This window comes from Hydrogenophaga sedimenti, assembly GCF_051857515.1.
GTDB lineage: Bacteria > Pseudomonadota > Gammaproteobacteria > Burkholderiales > Burkholderiaceae_C > Hydrogenophaga.
In genome coordinates this window covers 385,800-398,941 of the sequence record NZ_JBPZHA010000003.1, presented here as the reverse complement: position 1 = coordinate 398,941, position 13,142 = coordinate 385,800, and the positions used below count along the sequence as shown (strand labels likewise).

The window sequence follows — 13,142 nt, the reverse complement described above, 5'->3', positions numbered from 1 at the left end:
CTGGCGCATGCGGTCACCCCCCCATTCATGACACGCGCAGAACTGCTCCAATCGCTCGTCCGGCAACCCGTCTACGACCTGGTGGTGGTCGGCGGCGGCGCCACCGGGCTGGGCGTGGCCCTTGACGCAGCGCTGCGCGGCTTTTCGGTCGCCCTGCTGGAGTCCCAGGACTTCGCCGGCGGCACCTCTTCCCGCTCCACCAAGCTGCTGCATGGCGGCGTGCGCTATCTGGCGCAGGGCAACGTGGCCCTGGTGCGCGAGGCACTGGCCGAGCGCGCCACCGTGCTGCGCATCGCCCCCCACCTGGCCCAGCCGCTGCCCTTCGTGATGCCGTCCTACGGCTGGTGGCAGACGCCGTTCTACGGCGTGGGTCTCAAGCTGTACGACCTGATGGCGGGGCGTGCCGGCCTCGGACGCACGGCCTTTCTGTCCAAAGCCGAAACCCTGGCCGCGCTGCCGGGTGCCAATCCCGAAGGGCTGCACGGCGGCGTGCGCTATTGGGACGGGCAGTTCGACGACGCCCGCCTGGCGCTGGCCCTGGCCCGCAGCGCGGAGGCTGCCGGCGCACGCGTGCTCAATTACCTGCAGGTCACCGGCATCCGCCGCCTGTCCGACACGCCCGGCGCACTGACCGAACTGGATCTGCGCGACAACCTGAATGGGGCGGCGCACCGTGTGCAGGCGCGCTGCGTCGTCAACGCCACCGGCGTCTGGGTCGATGACCTGCGCGCCCGGGCACGCCGTGAGGGGCAGGACCCGGCGCCCGAGCGCATGGTCAGTCCGAGCCAGGGCGTGCACGTCGTTGTGGACCGCGAATTCATGCCGGGCGACCACGCCCTGCTGGTGCCCAAGACGCGCGACGGCCGGGTGCTGTTCGCTGTGCCTTGGCTGGGCAAGCTCATCCTGGGCACCACGGATACCCCGCGCCAGGACCTGCCGCGCGAGCCGCAGGCCTTTGCCGAAGAGCTGGAATTCATCCTCGGCGAGGCCGGCCGCGTGCTGAGCCGCCCGGTGCGCACCGAAGACATCCGCAGCATCTGGGTCGGCCTGCGTCCGCTGGTGGCGCCGCCGTCGACCGCGGAGGGCGGCACCAAAGTGCTCTCGCGCGAACACACCATCGTGGTGGATGGCAACGGGCTGGTCACGGTCACCGGCGGCAAGTGGACCACCTACCGCGCCATGGCAGAGGATGTGCTGGACCGCTGCTTCTCCAGCGGCCTGCTGCCCCGGCGCGAAGGTGGGCTGAGCGAGGGCCACCGGCTGGTCGGTGCGCCCGGGACCGCGGATGGCGCGGTGCCGCTGCACCAGGCGCCGGGCATCCACATCTATGGAACAGAAGCGCCGCAGGTGGCGCAATGTCCCGGTGCCGATCGCCAGCTCGGGCTGGGCCTGACCGAGGCCATGGTGCGCCATGCGGTGAGAAGTGAGCATGCGCACACTGTCGAGGATGTGCTGGCTCGGCGCTGGCGTGCCCTGTTTCTGGATGCAAAAACCGCGGCCGCCATGGCGCCCGCGGTGGCGGCGATCCTGGGCGATGAAGGCGTTGCCGAGCCGGCGCTGGACCACTTTCTGCAGCTTTGCCGCCACTATTTGCCGGCCCGGTCCGCGATTTGATCGCAGGAAGCTGTTGACACGCCGCTTGCACAGTGCAATAATCTGCGGCTTCGCTGTAAAAGGCGAAGCTATCTGCCCACCGATGCGGGCTGTCTCCTGAGGGAGGTGGCTGGCTCCGACGGGCCCAAGACTGATCACTTCCGGCCGTGGTGGCTGGCAGGATTCAAGTTGGGACTTAAATCAAATGATCCAAACGCAATCTCGACTCGATGTTGCTGACAACACGGGTGCCAAGTCCGTGATGTGCATCAAGGTGCTCGGTGGCTCCAAGCGCCGCTACGCCAGCGTGGGTGATGTCATCAAAGTCAGCATCAAGGAAGCAGCGCCCCGTGGCCGCGTCAAAAAAGGCGAGGTTTACAACGCTGTGGTGGTCCGCACCGCCAAGGGCATCCGTCGCCAGGATGGCGCCCTGATCAAATTCGACGGCAATGCCGCCGTGCTGCTCAACGCCAAGCTGGAGCCCATCGGCACCCGCATCTTCGGCCCGGTCACGCGTGAACTGCGTACCGAGAAGTTCATGAAGATCGTGTCCCTGGCCCCTGAGGTTCTCTGAGGATTCACCATGAACAAGATTCGTAAGGGCGACGAAGTCATCGTCATCGCCGGTCGCGACAAGGGCAAGCGCGGCAAGGTGCTGGATCGTGCCGCCGAAGACCGCGTTGTGGTCGAGGGCGTCAACATCGTCAAGAAGCACGCCAAGCCGAACCCCATGAAGGGTGTGACTGGCGGCATCGTCGAGAAGACCATGTCCATCCACCAGTCCAACGTGGCCATCTTCAATGGCGCCACGGGCAAGGCCGATCGCGTGGGTATCAAGCAACTGGCTGACGGCAAGAAAGTGCGCGTCTTCAAGTCCAGCGGCGAAGAAATCAAGGTGGCATGACCATGACACGCTTTCAAGAAATCTACCGCGACAAGGTCGCGCCCGAACTGACCAAGAAGTTCGGCTACAAGTCCCCGATGCAGGTGCCCCGCATCACCAAGATCACCCTGAACATGGGTGTGAGCGAGGCCGTTGCCGACAAGAAGGTCATGGACAACGCCGTGGGCGACCTGACCAAGATCGCTGGCCAGAAGCCGGTCGTGACCAAGGCCAAAAAGGCCATCGCCGGTTTCAAGATCCGCGAACAGCAACCCATCGGTTGCATGGTCACCCTGCGTGGTGCACAGATGTACGAATTCCTGGACCGTTTCGTTACCGTGGCTCTGCCCCGCGTGCGTGACTTCCGTGGTATTTCGGGCAAGGCGTTCGACGGCCGTGGCAACTACAACATCGGCGTCAAGGAACAGATCATCTTCCCCGAGATCGAGTACGACAAGGTCGATGCCCTGCGCGGCCTGAACATCAGCATCACGACAACCGCCAAGACCGACGAAGAGTGCAAGGCTCTGCTGGCTGGTTTCCGTTTCCCGTTCAAGAACTGAGGTGGCGCGTGGCTAAACAAGCACTACTCCAACGTGAACTCAAGCGCGAGAAGCTCGCCGCCAAGTTCGCCAAGAAATACGCTGAACTGAAGTCGATCTCGACCAGCGCCAAGCACTCTGATGAAGAGCGCGACGCTGCTCGTCAGGCGCTGCAGAAGCTGCCCCGCAATTCGAACCCGACCCGCCAGCGCAACCGCTGCGAGATCACCGGTCGTCCGCGTGGCACGTTCGCCTACTTCGGCCTGGCCCGTGCCAAGGTCCGTGAGATGGCCTTTGCCGGCGAGATCCCCGGCATCACCAAAGCCAGCTGGTAAGCATTAGGAGAACCACAAATGAGCATGAGTGATCCTATTGCCGACATGTTGACCCGCATCCGCAACGCGCAGATGGTCGAAAAGTCCACCGTGTCGATGCCGGCGTCCAAGGTCAAGGCCGCGATTGCCCAAGTCCTGAAGGACGAGGGTTATATCGACGGTTTCAAGGTGACGAACGAAGCTGGCAAGAGCCAGCTGGAAATCGCCCTGAAGTACTACGCCGGTCGTCCTGTGATCGAGCGCATTGAGCGTGTGAGCAAGCCCGGTCTGCGCATCTACCGCGGCCGCGATGCGCTGCCGCAGGTCCAGAACGGCCTGGGCGTCGCCATCGTCACCACTCCCAAGGGCGTGATGACCGACCGCAAGGCCCGCGCCACTGGTGTCGGCGGCGAAGTCCTGTGTTACGTCGCCTGATGCGGGCATTGAGGAGTAACTGAAATGTCGCGTATTGGTAAGCAGCCGGTTGCCGTCCCCGCCGGGGTCGAAGTGACCGTCAAAGACAACCTGATCAATGTCAAGGGTGCCCTGGGTGCCCTGGCTCTGGCGCAAAACGCCCTGGTCAAGGTTGAAAACAACGCTGGTTCGCTGTCGTTCGCCCCGGTGAACGAGTCCCGCGAAGCCAACGCCATGTCCGGCACCATGCGTCAGCTGGTGAACAACATGGTCAACGGTGTGAGCAAGGGTTTCGAGAAGAAGCTGACCCTGATCGGCGTGGGCTACAAGGCCCAGGCCCAGGGCACCAAGCTGAACCTGAACGTCGGTTTCTCGCACCCGGTCGAAATCGAGATGCCTGCCGGCATCAAGGTGGAAACCCCGTCGCCGACCGAAGTGGTCATCAAGGGCGCTGACCGTCAGCGCGTGGGCCAGATCGCCTCCGAAGTGCGCGCAGTGCGCCCTCCCGAGCCCTACAAGGGCAAGGGCATCCGTTATTCGGATGAGAAGGTCGTGATCAAGGAAACCAAGAAGAAATAAGGACCAGGATCATGTTGACCAAAAAAGAGCAACGTCTCCGTCGGGCCCGTCAAACGCGCATTCGCATTGCGCAACAGGGCGCCGTTCGCCTGACCGTGAACCGCACCAACCTGCACATCTACGCCAGCGTCATCTCCGGCGACGGCTCCAAGGTGCTGGCCTCCGCCTCCACCGCCGAAGCCGAAGTCCGCAAGGAACTGGGCGCGGCCGGCAAGGGTGGCAACACCGCTGCGGCCACGCTGATCGGCAAGCGCATTGCCGAGAAGGCCAAGGCCGCCGGCATCGAGAAGGTCGCCTTCGATCGCTCCGGTTTTGCCTACCACGGCCGTGTCAAGGCCCTCGCCGACGCGGCTCGTGAAGCCGGTCTGCAGTTCTGATCAAGCGGAATACTCAAAATGGCTAAATTTACGGCGAATGTAAAGAACGAAGCGAACGACGACGGCCTGCGCGAGAAGATGATCGCGATCAACCGCGTGACCAAGGTGGTCAAGGGTGGTCGTATCCTCGGTTTCGCAGCGCTGACCGTGGTCGGTGACGGCGACGGCCGTGTCGGCATGGGCAAGGGCAAGGCCCGCGAAGTGCCCGTGGCTGTGCAGAAGGCCATGGAGCAGGCCCGCCGCAACATGGTGAAGGTCGCCCTCAAGAACGGTTCGCTGCACCACGCGGTGCACGGCGAACACGGCGCCTCCAACGTCATGATGCTGCCGGCCGCCAAGGGTACTGGCATCATCGCTGGCGGCCCGATGCGCGCTGTCTTCGAAGTGCTGGGCATCACCGACGTCGTGGCCAAGAGCCATGGCTCGAGCAATCCCTACAACCTGGTGCGCGCCACGCTGGACGCACTGAAGAACTCGACCACTCCTGCCGAAGTCGCTGCCAAGCGTGGCAAGTCGGTGGAAGAGATCCTCGGCTGATTGGAACGATCATGACCACCCAAAACACCGTCAAGGTCCAACTGGTGCGCAGTCCCATTGGCACCAAGCAATCTCACCGCGACACCGTGCGTGGCCTGGGTCTGCGCAAGCTCAATAGCGTGAGCGAACTGCAGGACACACCCGCCGTGCGCGGCATGATCAACAAGATCGCCTACCTGGTGAAGGTGCTGTAAGCACCCGACCGAAGAGGACTCATTCGTCATGGAACTCAACACCATTCAACCCGCAGCGGGCGCCAAGCACGCCAAGCGTCGCGTCGGTCGTGGCATCGGCTCCGGCCTGGGCAAGACCGCTGGTCGTGGCCACAAGGGTCAGAAGTCCCGCTCCGGCGGTTACCACAAGGTCGGCTTTGAAGGCGGTCAGATGCCGCTGCAACGCCGTCTGCCCAAGCGTGGCTTCAAGTCCGCCCAGCTGCAGTTCAACGCCGAAGTCACGCTGGCCGACCTGAACACGGTCGACGCCGCCGAGATCGACATCCTCGTGCTCAAGCAGGCAGGCCTCGTGGCCCAGCTGGCCAAGCGCGTGAAGGTCGTCAAGACCGGTGAAGTCACCCGCGCTGTCAAGCTCAAGGGTGTCGCTGCCACGGCTGGTGCCAAGGCTGCGATCGAGGCTGCCGGCGGTTCGCTGGCCTGATCGGCATTCGACAAAGGCATCCTGTGGCAACTGGCTCCACGACCCTGGCCAAGACTGGAAAGTTCGGCGACCTGCGTCGCCGACTGGTTTTCCTGTTGCTGGCACTGGTGGTGTACCGGATCGGGGCTCACATTCCCGTTCCGGGGATCGACCCTGCGCAGCTTGAACAGATGTTCAAGGGCCAGGCCGGCGGTGGAGGCATCCTCGGCCTGTTCAACATGTTCTCGGGTGGCGCCCTCAAGCGCTTCACGGTGTTCGCACTGGGGATCATGCCGTACATCTCGGCATCGATCATCATGCAGCTGATGACCTATGTCGTCCCGTCTTTCGAGCAGTTGAAGAAGGAAGGCGAAGCCGGTCGTCGCAAGGTCACCGCCTATACCCGCTACGGCACCTTGGGTCTGGCCATTTTCCAGGCCATGGGCATCGCCCTCGCGCTGGAAAGCCAGGCGGGCCTGGTGATCAGCCCCGGCATGGGCTTCCGTCTGACCGCTGTGGTCAGCCTGGTGGCCGGCACGATGTTCCTGATGTGGCTGGGTGAGCAGATCACCGAGCGTGGTCTGGGCAACGGGATCTCGATCCTGATCTTTGCCGGCATCGCTGCGGGCCTGCCCAATGCGGTCGGCGGCCTTCTGGAACTGGTGCGAACCGGTGCCATGAACATCCTGGTGGCGCTGTTCATCATTGTGCTGGTGGGTCTGGTGACCTTCGCCGTGGTGTTCGTCGAACGCGGTCAGCGCAAGATCCTGGTGAACTACGCACGCCGTCAGGTGGGCAACAAGGTGTACGGCGGTCAGTCGTCCCACCTGCCGCTCAAGCTGAACATGGCTGGCGTGATCCCGCCGATCTTCGCCTCGTCCATCATCCTGTTGCCGACCACCATCGTCAGCTGGGTGAGCACCGGTGACTCGACCCGCTGGTTGCGCGACATCGCCTCGGCGCTGTCCCCTGGCCAGCCGATCTATGTGGCGCTGTACGCTGCAGCCATCGTGTTTTTCTGCTTCTTCTACACGGCGCTGGTGTTCAACAGCCGCGAAACCGCCGACAACCTGAAGAAGAGTGGAGCCTTCATTCCCGGGATCCGTCCCGGTGACCAGACGGCCCGCTACATCGACAAGATCCTGCTGCGTCTGACGCTGGCCGGAGCGGTTTACATCACGGCAGTCTGCCTGTTGCCCGAATTCCTGATCCTGAAGTACAACGTGCCGTTTTATTTCGGTGGTACTTCGCTGCTGATCATTGTGGTTGTGACCATGGACTTCATGGCCCAGGTGCAGAACTACATGATGTCCCAGCAGTACGAATCACTGTTGAAAAAGGCCAATTTCAAGTCCTGAATTCCGGTTCTGTCGTATGTCAAAAGACGATGTGATTGAAATGCAGGGCGAGGTGGTGGAAAACCTACCTAACGCAACCTTCCGGGTCAAACTGGAAAACGGACATGTGGTGCTCGGGCACATCTCCGGCAAGATGCGGATGCATTACATCCGGATCCTTCCCGGCGACAAGGTCAAAGTGGAGCTGACTCCCTACGACCTGACCCGGGCACGGATCGTGTTTCGGGCGAAGTGACCAGTCGGCATTGAATGTTTTGGAATATCTAGGAGAAGACTATGAGAGTTTCGGCGTCGGTCAAGAAAATGTGCCGCAACTGTAAGATCATCAAGCGCAAGGGCGTCGTGCGGGTTATCTGCACCGACCCGCGCCACAAGCAGCGTCAAGGCTGATTCGGAAGTTCAGAGGAACCAACATGGCTCGTATTGCAGGCATCAACATCCCGCCTCACAAGCACGCCGAGATCGGCTTGACGGCAATCTTCGGCATCGGTCGCACCCGCGCTCGCAAGATCTGCGAAGCGTGTGGCATCGACTACGCCAAGAAGATCAAGGACCTGAGCGACGCGGAACTCGAAAAAGTCCGTGACCAGGTCGGCACGTTCACCATTGAAGGTGACCTGCGCCGCGAGACCACGATGAACATCAAGCGTCTGATGGACATCGGCTGCTACCGTGGCTTCCGCCACCGCCGCGGTCTGCCCGTGCGTGGTCAGCGCACCAAGACCAATGCCCGTACGCGCAAGGGTCCCCGCAAGGCCGCCCAGTCGCTCAAGAAATAATCGGTTGAAAGAGAAACATGGCTAAAGCTCCCAACAGCTCGGCGGCCGCCCGCGTCCGCAAGAAGGTCCGCAAGAACGTGGCGGACGGCATTGCGCACGTGCACGCTTCGTTCAACAACACCATCATCACCATCACCGACCGCCAGGGCAATGCGTTGTCCTGGGCTTCGTCGGGTGGTCAGGGCTTCAAGGGCTCGCGCAAGTCCACGCCGTTCGCCGCGCAGGTCGCGTCGGAAGTGGCTGGCCGCGCAGCCATCGAACAGGGCATCAAGAACCTGGACGTCGAGATCAAGGGTCCCGGCCCTGGCCGTGAATCCTCTGTGCGCGCCCTGGGCGCCCTGGGCATCCGCATCACGTCGATCTCCGACGTGACGCCGGTTCCGCACAACGGCTGCCGCCCGCAAAAGCGTCGCCGTATCTGAGCCTCCGTCAGGAGGTGCCGCGAAAGCGGTACAATCAAAAGCTTTTTTGAGCGCCACCGCAGTCGCCTGCGGTGGCATTTTTGCTAAGCCCACCGCTTTTCCTCGCCAGGAAAAGCTCCCGCAATGACACCTTCCGGTGTGGGTTGCGGCAGACATCATCAAGGAACCCAACGTGGCACGTTACCTCGGCCCCAAGGCCAAACTTTCCCGCCGTGAAGGCGCCGACCTGTTGCTCAAGAGCGCCCGCCGCTCCATCAGCGACAAGGCCAAGTTCGACTCCAAGCCCGGCCAGCATGGCCGCACTTCGGGTCAGCGCACCTCCGACTTCGGTCTGCAGCTGCGCGAAAAGCAGAAGGTCAAGCGCACCTACGGCGTGCTGGAACGCCAGTTCCGCCGCTACTTCGCCGAAGCCGACCGTCGCCGTGGCAACACCGGTGCCAACCTGCTGTTCCTGCTGGAATCGCGCCTGGACAACGTCGTGTTCCGCATGGGCTTCGCTTCGACCCGCGCCGAAGCACGCCAGATCGTGTCGCACAAGGCCATCACGGTCAACGGCAAGCCGGTGAACATCCCGTCGTATTCGGTCAAGGCCGGTGACGTGGTTGCGGTGCGTGAAAAGTCCAAGAAACAGGCCCGAGTGATCGAGGCCCTGGAACTGGCCAAGCAGATCGGCTTCCCCGCATGGGTGGAAGTGTCGGCCGACAAGGCCGAAGGCGTCTTCAAGAAGACCCCTGACCGCGATGAATTCGGCGCCGAGATCAACGAATCTCTGATCGTCGAACTGTACTCGCGTTAATTTCGTTCCCGGTCGTCGTCGCCTCTGGCGCGGCCGGGCCATGCTCCGTCTGCCTTATCGGTGTAACGAGCCGAGGGAACTGAAGGAAGTTTGAATGCTGAACAATCTGCTCAAGCCCAAAACCATCAATGTCGAGCAACTCTCGACCAACCGCGCCAAGGTGACTCTGGAGCCTTTTGAACGCGGTTATGGGCACACCCTGGGCAATGCCCTGCGCCGTGTGCTGCTGTCGTCCATGGTCGGTCATGCGCCGACCGAGGTGACCATCGCTGGTGTGGTGCACGAGTACTCCTCCATCGACGGCGTCCAGGAAGACGTTGTCAACATGCTCCTGAACCTCAAGGGCGTGGTCTTCAAGCTGCACAACCGCGATGAAGTGACCCTGAGCCTGCGCAAGGATGGCGAAGGTGTGGTCACGGCCGCCGACATCCAGACGCCGCACGACGTTGAGATCGTCAACCCTGGTCACGCGATTGCCACGCTGTCTGCCGGTGCCAAGCTGGACATGCAGATCAAGGTCGAAAAGGGCCGTGGTTACGTGCCGGGCAGCCTGCGTCGCAACGACGACGCTTCGCGCTCGCTGGGTCGCATCGTTCTCGACGCCTCTTTCTCGCCGGTCAAGCGCGTGAGCTACACGGTCGAAAGCGCCCGCGTCGAGCAACGTACCGACCTGGACAAGCTGGTGCTGGAAATCGAAACCAACGGTTCGATCGGTCCGGAAGAAGCCGTGCGCGCCTCTGCCAAGATCCTGGTGGAACAGCTGGCGGTGTTCGCTCAGCTCGAAGGCGTGGAACTGTCGGCGTTCGACCAGCCCGCCCAGCGCAGCTCGCAGCAGTTCGACCCGATCCTGCTGCGCCCTGTGGACGAGCTCGAACTCACCGTGCGTTCGGCCAACTGCCTCAAGGCCGAAAACATCTATTACATCGGTGACCTGATCCAGCGCACCGAGAACGAGCTGCTCAAGACCCCCAACCTGGGTCGCAAGTCGCTCAACGAAATCAAGGAAGTGCTCGCTTCGCGCGGCCTGACCTTGGGCATGAAGCTCGAAAACTGGCCGCCGGCTGGTCTCGACAAACACTGATCCCGTCAATCAACGTCTGACGAACTCCCAGTACCTGATCCGGCTGGGGGCAAAACACTGAAAGGAAATCACCATGCGTCACGGACACGGACTTCGCAAACTCAACCGCACCAGCGAGCATCGCCAGGCGATGCTGCGCAACATGATGAACTCGCTGCTGACGCACGAAGTCATCAAGACCACCCTGCCCAAGGCCAAGGAACTGCGCCGCGTGGTCGAGCCCATGATCACCCTGGCCAAGGAAGCCACCGTGGCCAATCGCCGCCTGGCCTTCAACCGCCTGCGCGACCGCGATGTGGTCGTGAAGCTGTTCGACGAACTGGGCCCGCGTTTCAAGGCCCGTCCCGGTGGCTACACCCGCATCCTGAAGATGGGTTTCCGCGTGGGCGACAACGCACCGATGGCGCTGGTCGAACTGGTGGATCGTGCAGAAGATGCTGCACCGGCCGCCGATGACGCGAAAGCGTGATAGAATACAAGGCTTGACGCGGAGTGGAGCAGCCTGGTAGCTCGTTGGGCTCATAACCCAAAGGTCGCAAGTTCAAATCTTGCCTCCGCAACCAATCCGGAACTTGCCAGAGTTCCTCAAAAAAGCCCGCATCAGCGGGCTTTTTTTGTTTCTGGCCGCAATGATGTTGCGGGTCAGTCCGGCACCACCGCCGTGACCTCGATCTCCACTTTCGCCCGCGACTCCACCAGCCGGCTGACTTCCACGCAGGTCATGGCCGGGAAACACTTGCCCATCACCTCGCGGTAGACCGTGCCCAGCTCGCGCAGGCGCGTGTTGTACTCGTCGCGGTCGGTGATGTACCAGGTCATGCGCACCATGTGTTCCGGACCGGCTCCAGCACAGGCCAGCACGGCATGCACGTTCTGCAGCGCCTGTTTTGTCTGGGCGATGAAGTCGTCGGACTCGAACTGCTGCTCGCCGTTCCAGCCGATCTGGCCGCCAACGAAGACGAGGGTGCCTTTGGCGGCCACGCCATTGGCGTAGCCCTTGGGTGTGGCCCAGCCGGGCGGTTGCAGGAATTGCATGGGGTGTCTCTTTCGTGGAAAGTCAGGTGGCCGCGCCGGTGGCCATCTTGCGCAACGCAAAGCGCTGCAGCTTGCCGGTTTCGGTGCGGGGCAGGGCGCTGACGAAGCGCACTTCGCGCGGGTATTTGTAGGGTGCCAGCGTGTGCTTGACGTGGTCCTGCAGGGCCTTGACCTGGGCCGTGTCGGCGGGCTGACCGGGCTTGAGCACCACATAGGCCAGGATGACCATGCCGCGTTCCTCGTCGGGCTTGCCGACCACGCCGCATTCGGCCACCGCCGGGTGCTGAAGCAAGGCGGCCTCGACCTCCGGCCCGGCCACGTTGTAGCCCGCCGTGATGATCATGTCGTCGGTGCGGGCCTGGTAAATGAAGTAGCCGTCGTCGTCCTGCAGGAACGCGTCGCCGGGGAAGTTCCAGCCGGCTTGCACGTAGTTGGCCTGGCGCGCATCGTCGAGGTACTTGCAGCCGGTCGGGCCCTTGACGGCAAGGCGGCCCACCTGACCACGGGGCAGGTCGTGGCCCTGTTCGTCCACGATCTTCGCTTCGTAGCCGGGCACGACGCGTCCGATGGCGCCGCGCTTCACGTCCTCGGGCGCGGCCGAGATGAAGATGTGGAACATCTCGGTGGCGCCAATGCCGTCGAGCATTTCGAGGCCGCTCGCGTCCTTCCAGAGCTGGCGCGTGGCGTCGGGCAGACCTTCGCCCGCGCTCACGCTGGTGCGCAGCTGGCCGATGCCGTGCTGCTTCGCGAACGGCGCCATCTGGCGGTAGAAGGTGGGCGCGGTGTAGCAGATGGTGGCGCCGACCTGGCCGATGAGCCGGACCATGGCCTCGGGCGTGTAGGGGATGCTCGGGAAGTACACCGAGGCGCCCGCCCACATGGGAAACACCAGCAGGCCACCCAGTCCGAAGGTGAAGGCCAGGGGCGGAGAGCCCATGACGATGTCGTCGGGCGTGGCGCGCAGCACGTGGCGCGGCCAGGTCTCGCAGGCGGCGAACACGTCGCGGTGCGTGTGCACGGCGGCCTTCGGGCTGCCGGTGGTGCCGGAGGTGAAGGCCAGCAAGGCAATGTCGTCGGCGCTGGTCGGGCAGGGCGTGGCCTGGTCGCTCGCATGGCGGGCCAGGGCTTCGAGGGAATCGGTCAGCACCACCGCAGCGTCGCCGGTGTTGAACAGGCGCAGCGGCAGCGCCGCCGTCTCCGGGCTCTGCGCGAGGGCGGCCTTGAGTTCGTCCTGCAGCTTCACGTCGCACAGCGCGGCCGAGGGTTTTGCCTTGTCGAGAATGGCCTTGAGTTCGGTCGCGCGCAGCAGCGGCATGGTCGCCACCGCGATCAGGCCGCTCTGCACCACGGCCAGCCAGGCCAGCGCCATGGCCACCGAATTGCCGCCGCGCAGCAGCACGCGCTGGCCGGGTTGCAGGCCCATGCCGGCCAGCACGTTGGCGAAGCGGTTCACTTCGGCGCGGGCCTGGGCATAGCTCAGCGTGCGCTCGTCGCTGCGGAACAGCGGCCGGTCGGCGTGGCCGGCGGTGAAGGCGCGCTCGAACAGCGCCTGCACCACGTTGAGCTGCGCGGGGATCTGTTGCAGTTCGGGCAGGTCGTAACGCAGCTCGGGCCACTGGTGCGGTGGGGGTAGGCGGTCGTGGACGAAACGGTCGATCTGGGCAGAAGCAATGGGTTCCCCCCCGCCGCGCTGCGCGCGACCCCCTGCAGGGGGCGCAGCTGGCGGCCCGGCAAAGCCGGTTCCGCGGCTACCGCTGGAAGAAGGCACTTCTGTGTCTACGTTGCTGGGCATAGGGGTC

General features: G+C 63.4%; 21 protein-coding genes and 1 tRNA gene. 20 read left to right on the top strand and 2 right to left on the bottom strand.

Features of this window, described 5'->3' with window-relative positions; translation table 11 throughout:
* Positions 1 to 27 precede the first annotated feature (27 nt).
* The 20 genes from ACS5NL_RS06990 (at position 28) to ACS5NL_RS06895 (ending at position 10,871) form a co-directional block, all read left to right on the top strand.
* Entirely contained in the window at positions 28 to 1,614 is a 1,587-nt protein-coding gene (locus ACS5NL_RS06990) for a glycerol-3-phosphate dehydrogenase/oxidase (RefSeq protein ID WP_439352908.1), read from the top strand.
* Between the two features lie 184 nt (positions 1,615 to 1,798).
* Positions 1,799 to 2,167 carry a 50S ribosomal protein L14 gene (rplN, locus tag ACS5NL_RS06985; RefSeq protein WP_009514936.1) on the top strand — a complete coding sequence of 123 codons (369 nt, stop codon included), beginning with the start codon at positions 1,799 to 1,801 and terminating at the stop codon, positions 2,165 to 2,167.
* 9 nt (positions 2,168 to 2,176) lie between these two features.
* Complete coding sequence (gene rplX, locus ACS5NL_RS06980) at positions 2,177 to 2,497, top strand: 50S ribosomal protein L24 (RefSeq protein ID WP_439352907.1); 321 nt, start codon at positions 2,177 to 2,179, stop codon at positions 2,495 to 2,497.
* A gap of 2 nt (positions 2,498 to 2,499) precedes the next feature.
* A complete protein-coding gene (gene rplE, locus ACS5NL_RS06975; protein WP_439352906.1) occupies positions 2,500 to 3,039 on the top strand; it encodes a 50S ribosomal protein L5 in 540 nt (179 codons plus the stop codon).
* Positions 3,040 to 3,047: 8 nt separating this feature from the next.
* Complete coding sequence (gene rpsN, locus ACS5NL_RS06970; protein ID WP_411364874.1) at positions 3,048 to 3,353, top strand: 30S ribosomal protein S14; 306 nt, start codon at positions 3,048 to 3,050, stop codon at positions 3,351 to 3,353.
* Between the two features lie 18 nt (positions 3,354 to 3,371).
* The gene (gene rpsH / locus ACS5NL_RS06965; RefSeq protein WP_411364875.1) at positions 3,372 to 3,767 is read left to right on the top strand and encodes a 30S ribosomal protein S8; all 396 of its coding nucleotides are present in this window, start codon (positions 3,372 to 3,374) and stop codon (positions 3,765 to 3,767) included.
* A gap of 24 nt (positions 3,768 to 3,791) precedes the next feature.
* Positions 3,792 to 4,325, top strand: a complete 534-nt coding sequence (gene rplF, locus ACS5NL_RS06960; RefSeq protein WP_439352905.1) for a 50S ribosomal protein L6 — start codon at positions 3,792 to 3,794, stop codon at positions 4,323 to 4,325.
* A gap of 11 nt (positions 4,326 to 4,336) precedes the next feature.
* A complete protein-coding gene (rplR, locus tag ACS5NL_RS06955) occupies positions 4,337 to 4,702 on the top strand; it encodes a 50S ribosomal protein L18 (protein ID WP_439352904.1) in 366 nt (121 codons plus the stop codon).
* An 18-nt stretch (positions 4,703 to 4,720) separates the two neighbouring features.
* Positions 4,721 to 5,239, top strand: a complete 519-nt coding sequence (rpsE, locus tag ACS5NL_RS06950; protein WP_411364878.1) for a 30S ribosomal protein S5 — start codon at positions 4,721 to 4,723, stop codon at positions 5,237 to 5,239.
* An 11-nt stretch (positions 5,240 to 5,250) separates the two neighbouring features.
* Positions 5,251 to 5,433, top strand: coding sequence for a 50S ribosomal protein L30 (gene rpmD, locus ACS5NL_RS06945; protein WP_066157720.1), 183 nt, complete (start codon positions 5,251 to 5,253; stop codon positions 5,431 to 5,433).
* Between the two features lie 28 nt (positions 5,434 to 5,461).
* The gene (gene rplO / locus ACS5NL_RS06940; protein WP_439352903.1) at positions 5,462 to 5,893 is read left to right on the top strand and encodes a 50S ribosomal protein L15; all 432 of its coding nucleotides are present in this window, start codon (positions 5,462 to 5,464) and stop codon (positions 5,891 to 5,893) included.
* 23 nt (positions 5,894 to 5,916) lie between these two features.
* Complete coding sequence (gene secY, locus ACS5NL_RS06935) at positions 5,917 to 7,230, top strand: preprotein translocase subunit SecY (RefSeq protein ID WP_439352902.1); 1,314 nt, start codon at positions 5,917 to 5,919, stop codon at positions 7,228 to 7,230.
* 16 nt (positions 7,231 to 7,246) lie between these two features.
* The gene (gene infA / locus ACS5NL_RS06930) at positions 7,247 to 7,465 is read left to right on the top strand and encodes a translation initiation factor IF-1 (RefSeq protein WP_411364881.1); all 219 of its coding nucleotides are present in this window, start codon (positions 7,247 to 7,249) and stop codon (positions 7,463 to 7,465) included.
* A gap of 41 nt (positions 7,466 to 7,506) precedes the next feature.
* Positions 7,507 to 7,620: a 50S ribosomal protein L36 gene (gene rpmJ, locus ACS5NL_RS06925; RefSeq protein ID WP_066157211.1), complete on the top strand. Its 114-nt coding sequence runs from the start codon at positions 7,507 to 7,509 to the stop codon at positions 7,618 to 7,620.
* 23 nt (positions 7,621 to 7,643) lie between these two features.
* Positions 7,644 to 8,009, top strand: a complete 366-nt coding sequence (gene rpsM / locus ACS5NL_RS06920) for a 30S ribosomal protein S13 (RefSeq protein ID WP_411364882.1) — start codon at positions 7,644 to 7,646, stop codon at positions 8,007 to 8,009.
* A 17-nt stretch (positions 8,010 to 8,026) separates the two neighbouring features.
* Positions 8,027 to 8,431, top strand: coding sequence for a 30S ribosomal protein S11 (gene rpsK / locus ACS5NL_RS06915; RefSeq protein ID WP_066253431.1), 405 nt, complete (start codon positions 8,027 to 8,029; stop codon positions 8,429 to 8,431).
* A 172-nt stretch (positions 8,432 to 8,603) separates the two neighbouring features.
* Positions 8,604 to 9,227, top strand: coding sequence for a 30S ribosomal protein S4 (rpsD, locus tag ACS5NL_RS06910; protein WP_411364883.1), 624 nt, complete (start codon positions 8,604 to 8,606; stop codon positions 9,225 to 9,227).
* 94 nt (positions 9,228 to 9,321) lie between these two features.
* Positions 9,322 to 10,308, top strand: a complete 987-nt coding sequence (locus tag ACS5NL_RS06905; RefSeq protein WP_439352901.1) for a DNA-directed RNA polymerase subunit alpha — start codon at positions 9,322 to 9,324, stop codon at positions 10,306 to 10,308.
* A 73-nt stretch (positions 10,309 to 10,381) separates the two neighbouring features.
* A complete protein-coding gene (rplQ, locus tag ACS5NL_RS06900; RefSeq protein ID WP_066157198.1) occupies positions 10,382 to 10,777 on the top strand; it encodes a 50S ribosomal protein L17 in 396 nt (131 codons plus the stop codon).
* 17 nt (positions 10,778 to 10,794) lie between these two features.
* Positions 10,795 to 10,871: transfer RNA gene (locus ACS5NL_RS06895), tRNA-Met, on the top strand.
* Positions 10,872 to 10,950: 79 nt separating this feature from the next.
* On the opposite strand, the gene ACS5NL_RS06890 is transcribed toward ACS5NL_RS06895, so the two are convergent.
* Together ACS5NL_RS06890 and ACS5NL_RS06885 are read right to left on the bottom strand one after the other, a co-directional pair.
* Complete coding sequence (locus tag ACS5NL_RS06890) at positions 10,951 to 11,343, bottom strand: RidA family protein (RefSeq protein ID WP_439352900.1); 393 nt, start codon at positions 11,341 to 11,343, stop codon at positions 10,951 to 10,953.
* A gap of 22 nt (positions 11,344 to 11,365) precedes the next feature.
* Positions 11,366 to 13,135, bottom strand: coding sequence for an AMP-binding protein (locus tag ACS5NL_RS06885; protein WP_439352899.1), 1,770 nt, complete (start codon positions 13,133 to 13,135; stop codon positions 11,366 to 11,368).
* Positions 13,136 to 13,142: the final 7 nt, after the last annotated feature.

Coding starts and splice junctions, on each gene's coding strand:
- rplN (WP_009514936.1), top strand. CDS start 1,799: ATGATCCAAACGCAATCTCGACTCGATGTTGCTGACAACACGGGTGCC.
- ACS5NL_RS06905 (WP_439352901.1), top strand. CDS start 9,322: ATGCTGAACAATCTGCTCAAGCCCAAAACCATCAATGTCGAGCAACTC.
- rplX (WP_439352907.1), top strand. CDS start 2,177: ATGAACAAGATTCGTAAGGGCGACGAAGTCATCGTCATCGCCGGTCGC.
- rplR (WP_439352904.1), top strand. CDS start 4,337: ATGTTGACCAAAAAAGAGCAACGTCTCCGTCGGGCCCGTCAAACGCGC.
- rpmD (WP_066157720.1), top strand. CDS start 5,251: ATGACCACCCAAAACACCGTCAAGGTCCAACTGGTGCGCAGTCCCATT.
- rplE (WP_439352906.1), top strand. CDS start 2,500: ATGACACGCTTTCAAGAAATCTACCGCGACAAGGTCGCGCCCGAACTG.
- rpsK (WP_066253431.1), top strand. CDS start 8,027: ATGGCTAAAGCTCCCAACAGCTCGGCGGCCGCCCGCGTCCGCAAGAAG.
- rpsH (WP_411364875.1), top strand. CDS start 3,372: ATGAGCATGAGTGATCCTATTGCCGACATGTTGACCCGCATCCGCAAC.
- rpsM (WP_411364882.1), top strand. CDS start 7,644: ATGGCTCGTATTGCAGGCATCAACATCCCGCCTCACAAGCACGCCGAG.
- rpmJ (WP_066157211.1), top strand. CDS start 7,507: ATGAGAGTTTCGGCGTCGGTCAAGAAAATGTGCCGCAACTGTAAGATC.
- rplQ (WP_066157198.1), top strand. CDS start 10,382: ATGCGTCACGGACACGGACTTCGCAAACTCAACCGCACCAGCGAGCAT.
- ACS5NL_RS06885 (WP_439352899.1), bottom strand. CDS start 13,135: ATGCCCAGCAACGTAGACACAGAAGTGCCTTCTTCCAGCGGTAGCCGC.
- ACS5NL_RS06990 (WP_439352908.1), top strand. CDS start 28: ATGACACGCGCAGAACTGCTCCAATCGCTCGTCCGGCAACCCGTCTAC.
- rplF (WP_439352905.1), top strand. CDS start 3,792: ATGTCGCGTATTGGTAAGCAGCCGGTTGCCGTCCCCGCCGGGGTCGAA.
- ACS5NL_RS06890 (WP_439352900.1), bottom strand. CDS start 11,343: ATGCAATTCCTGCAACCGCCCGGCTGGGCCACACCCAAGGGCTACGCC.
- rpsE (WP_411364878.1), top strand. CDS start 4,721: ATGGCTAAATTTACGGCGAATGTAAAGAACGAAGCGAACGACGACGGC.
- rplO (WP_439352903.1), top strand. CDS start 5,462: ATGGAACTCAACACCATTCAACCCGCAGCGGGCGCCAAGCACGCCAAG.
- infA (WP_411364881.1), top strand. CDS start 7,247: ATGTCAAAAGACGATGTGATTGAAATGCAGGGCGAGGTGGTGGAAAAC.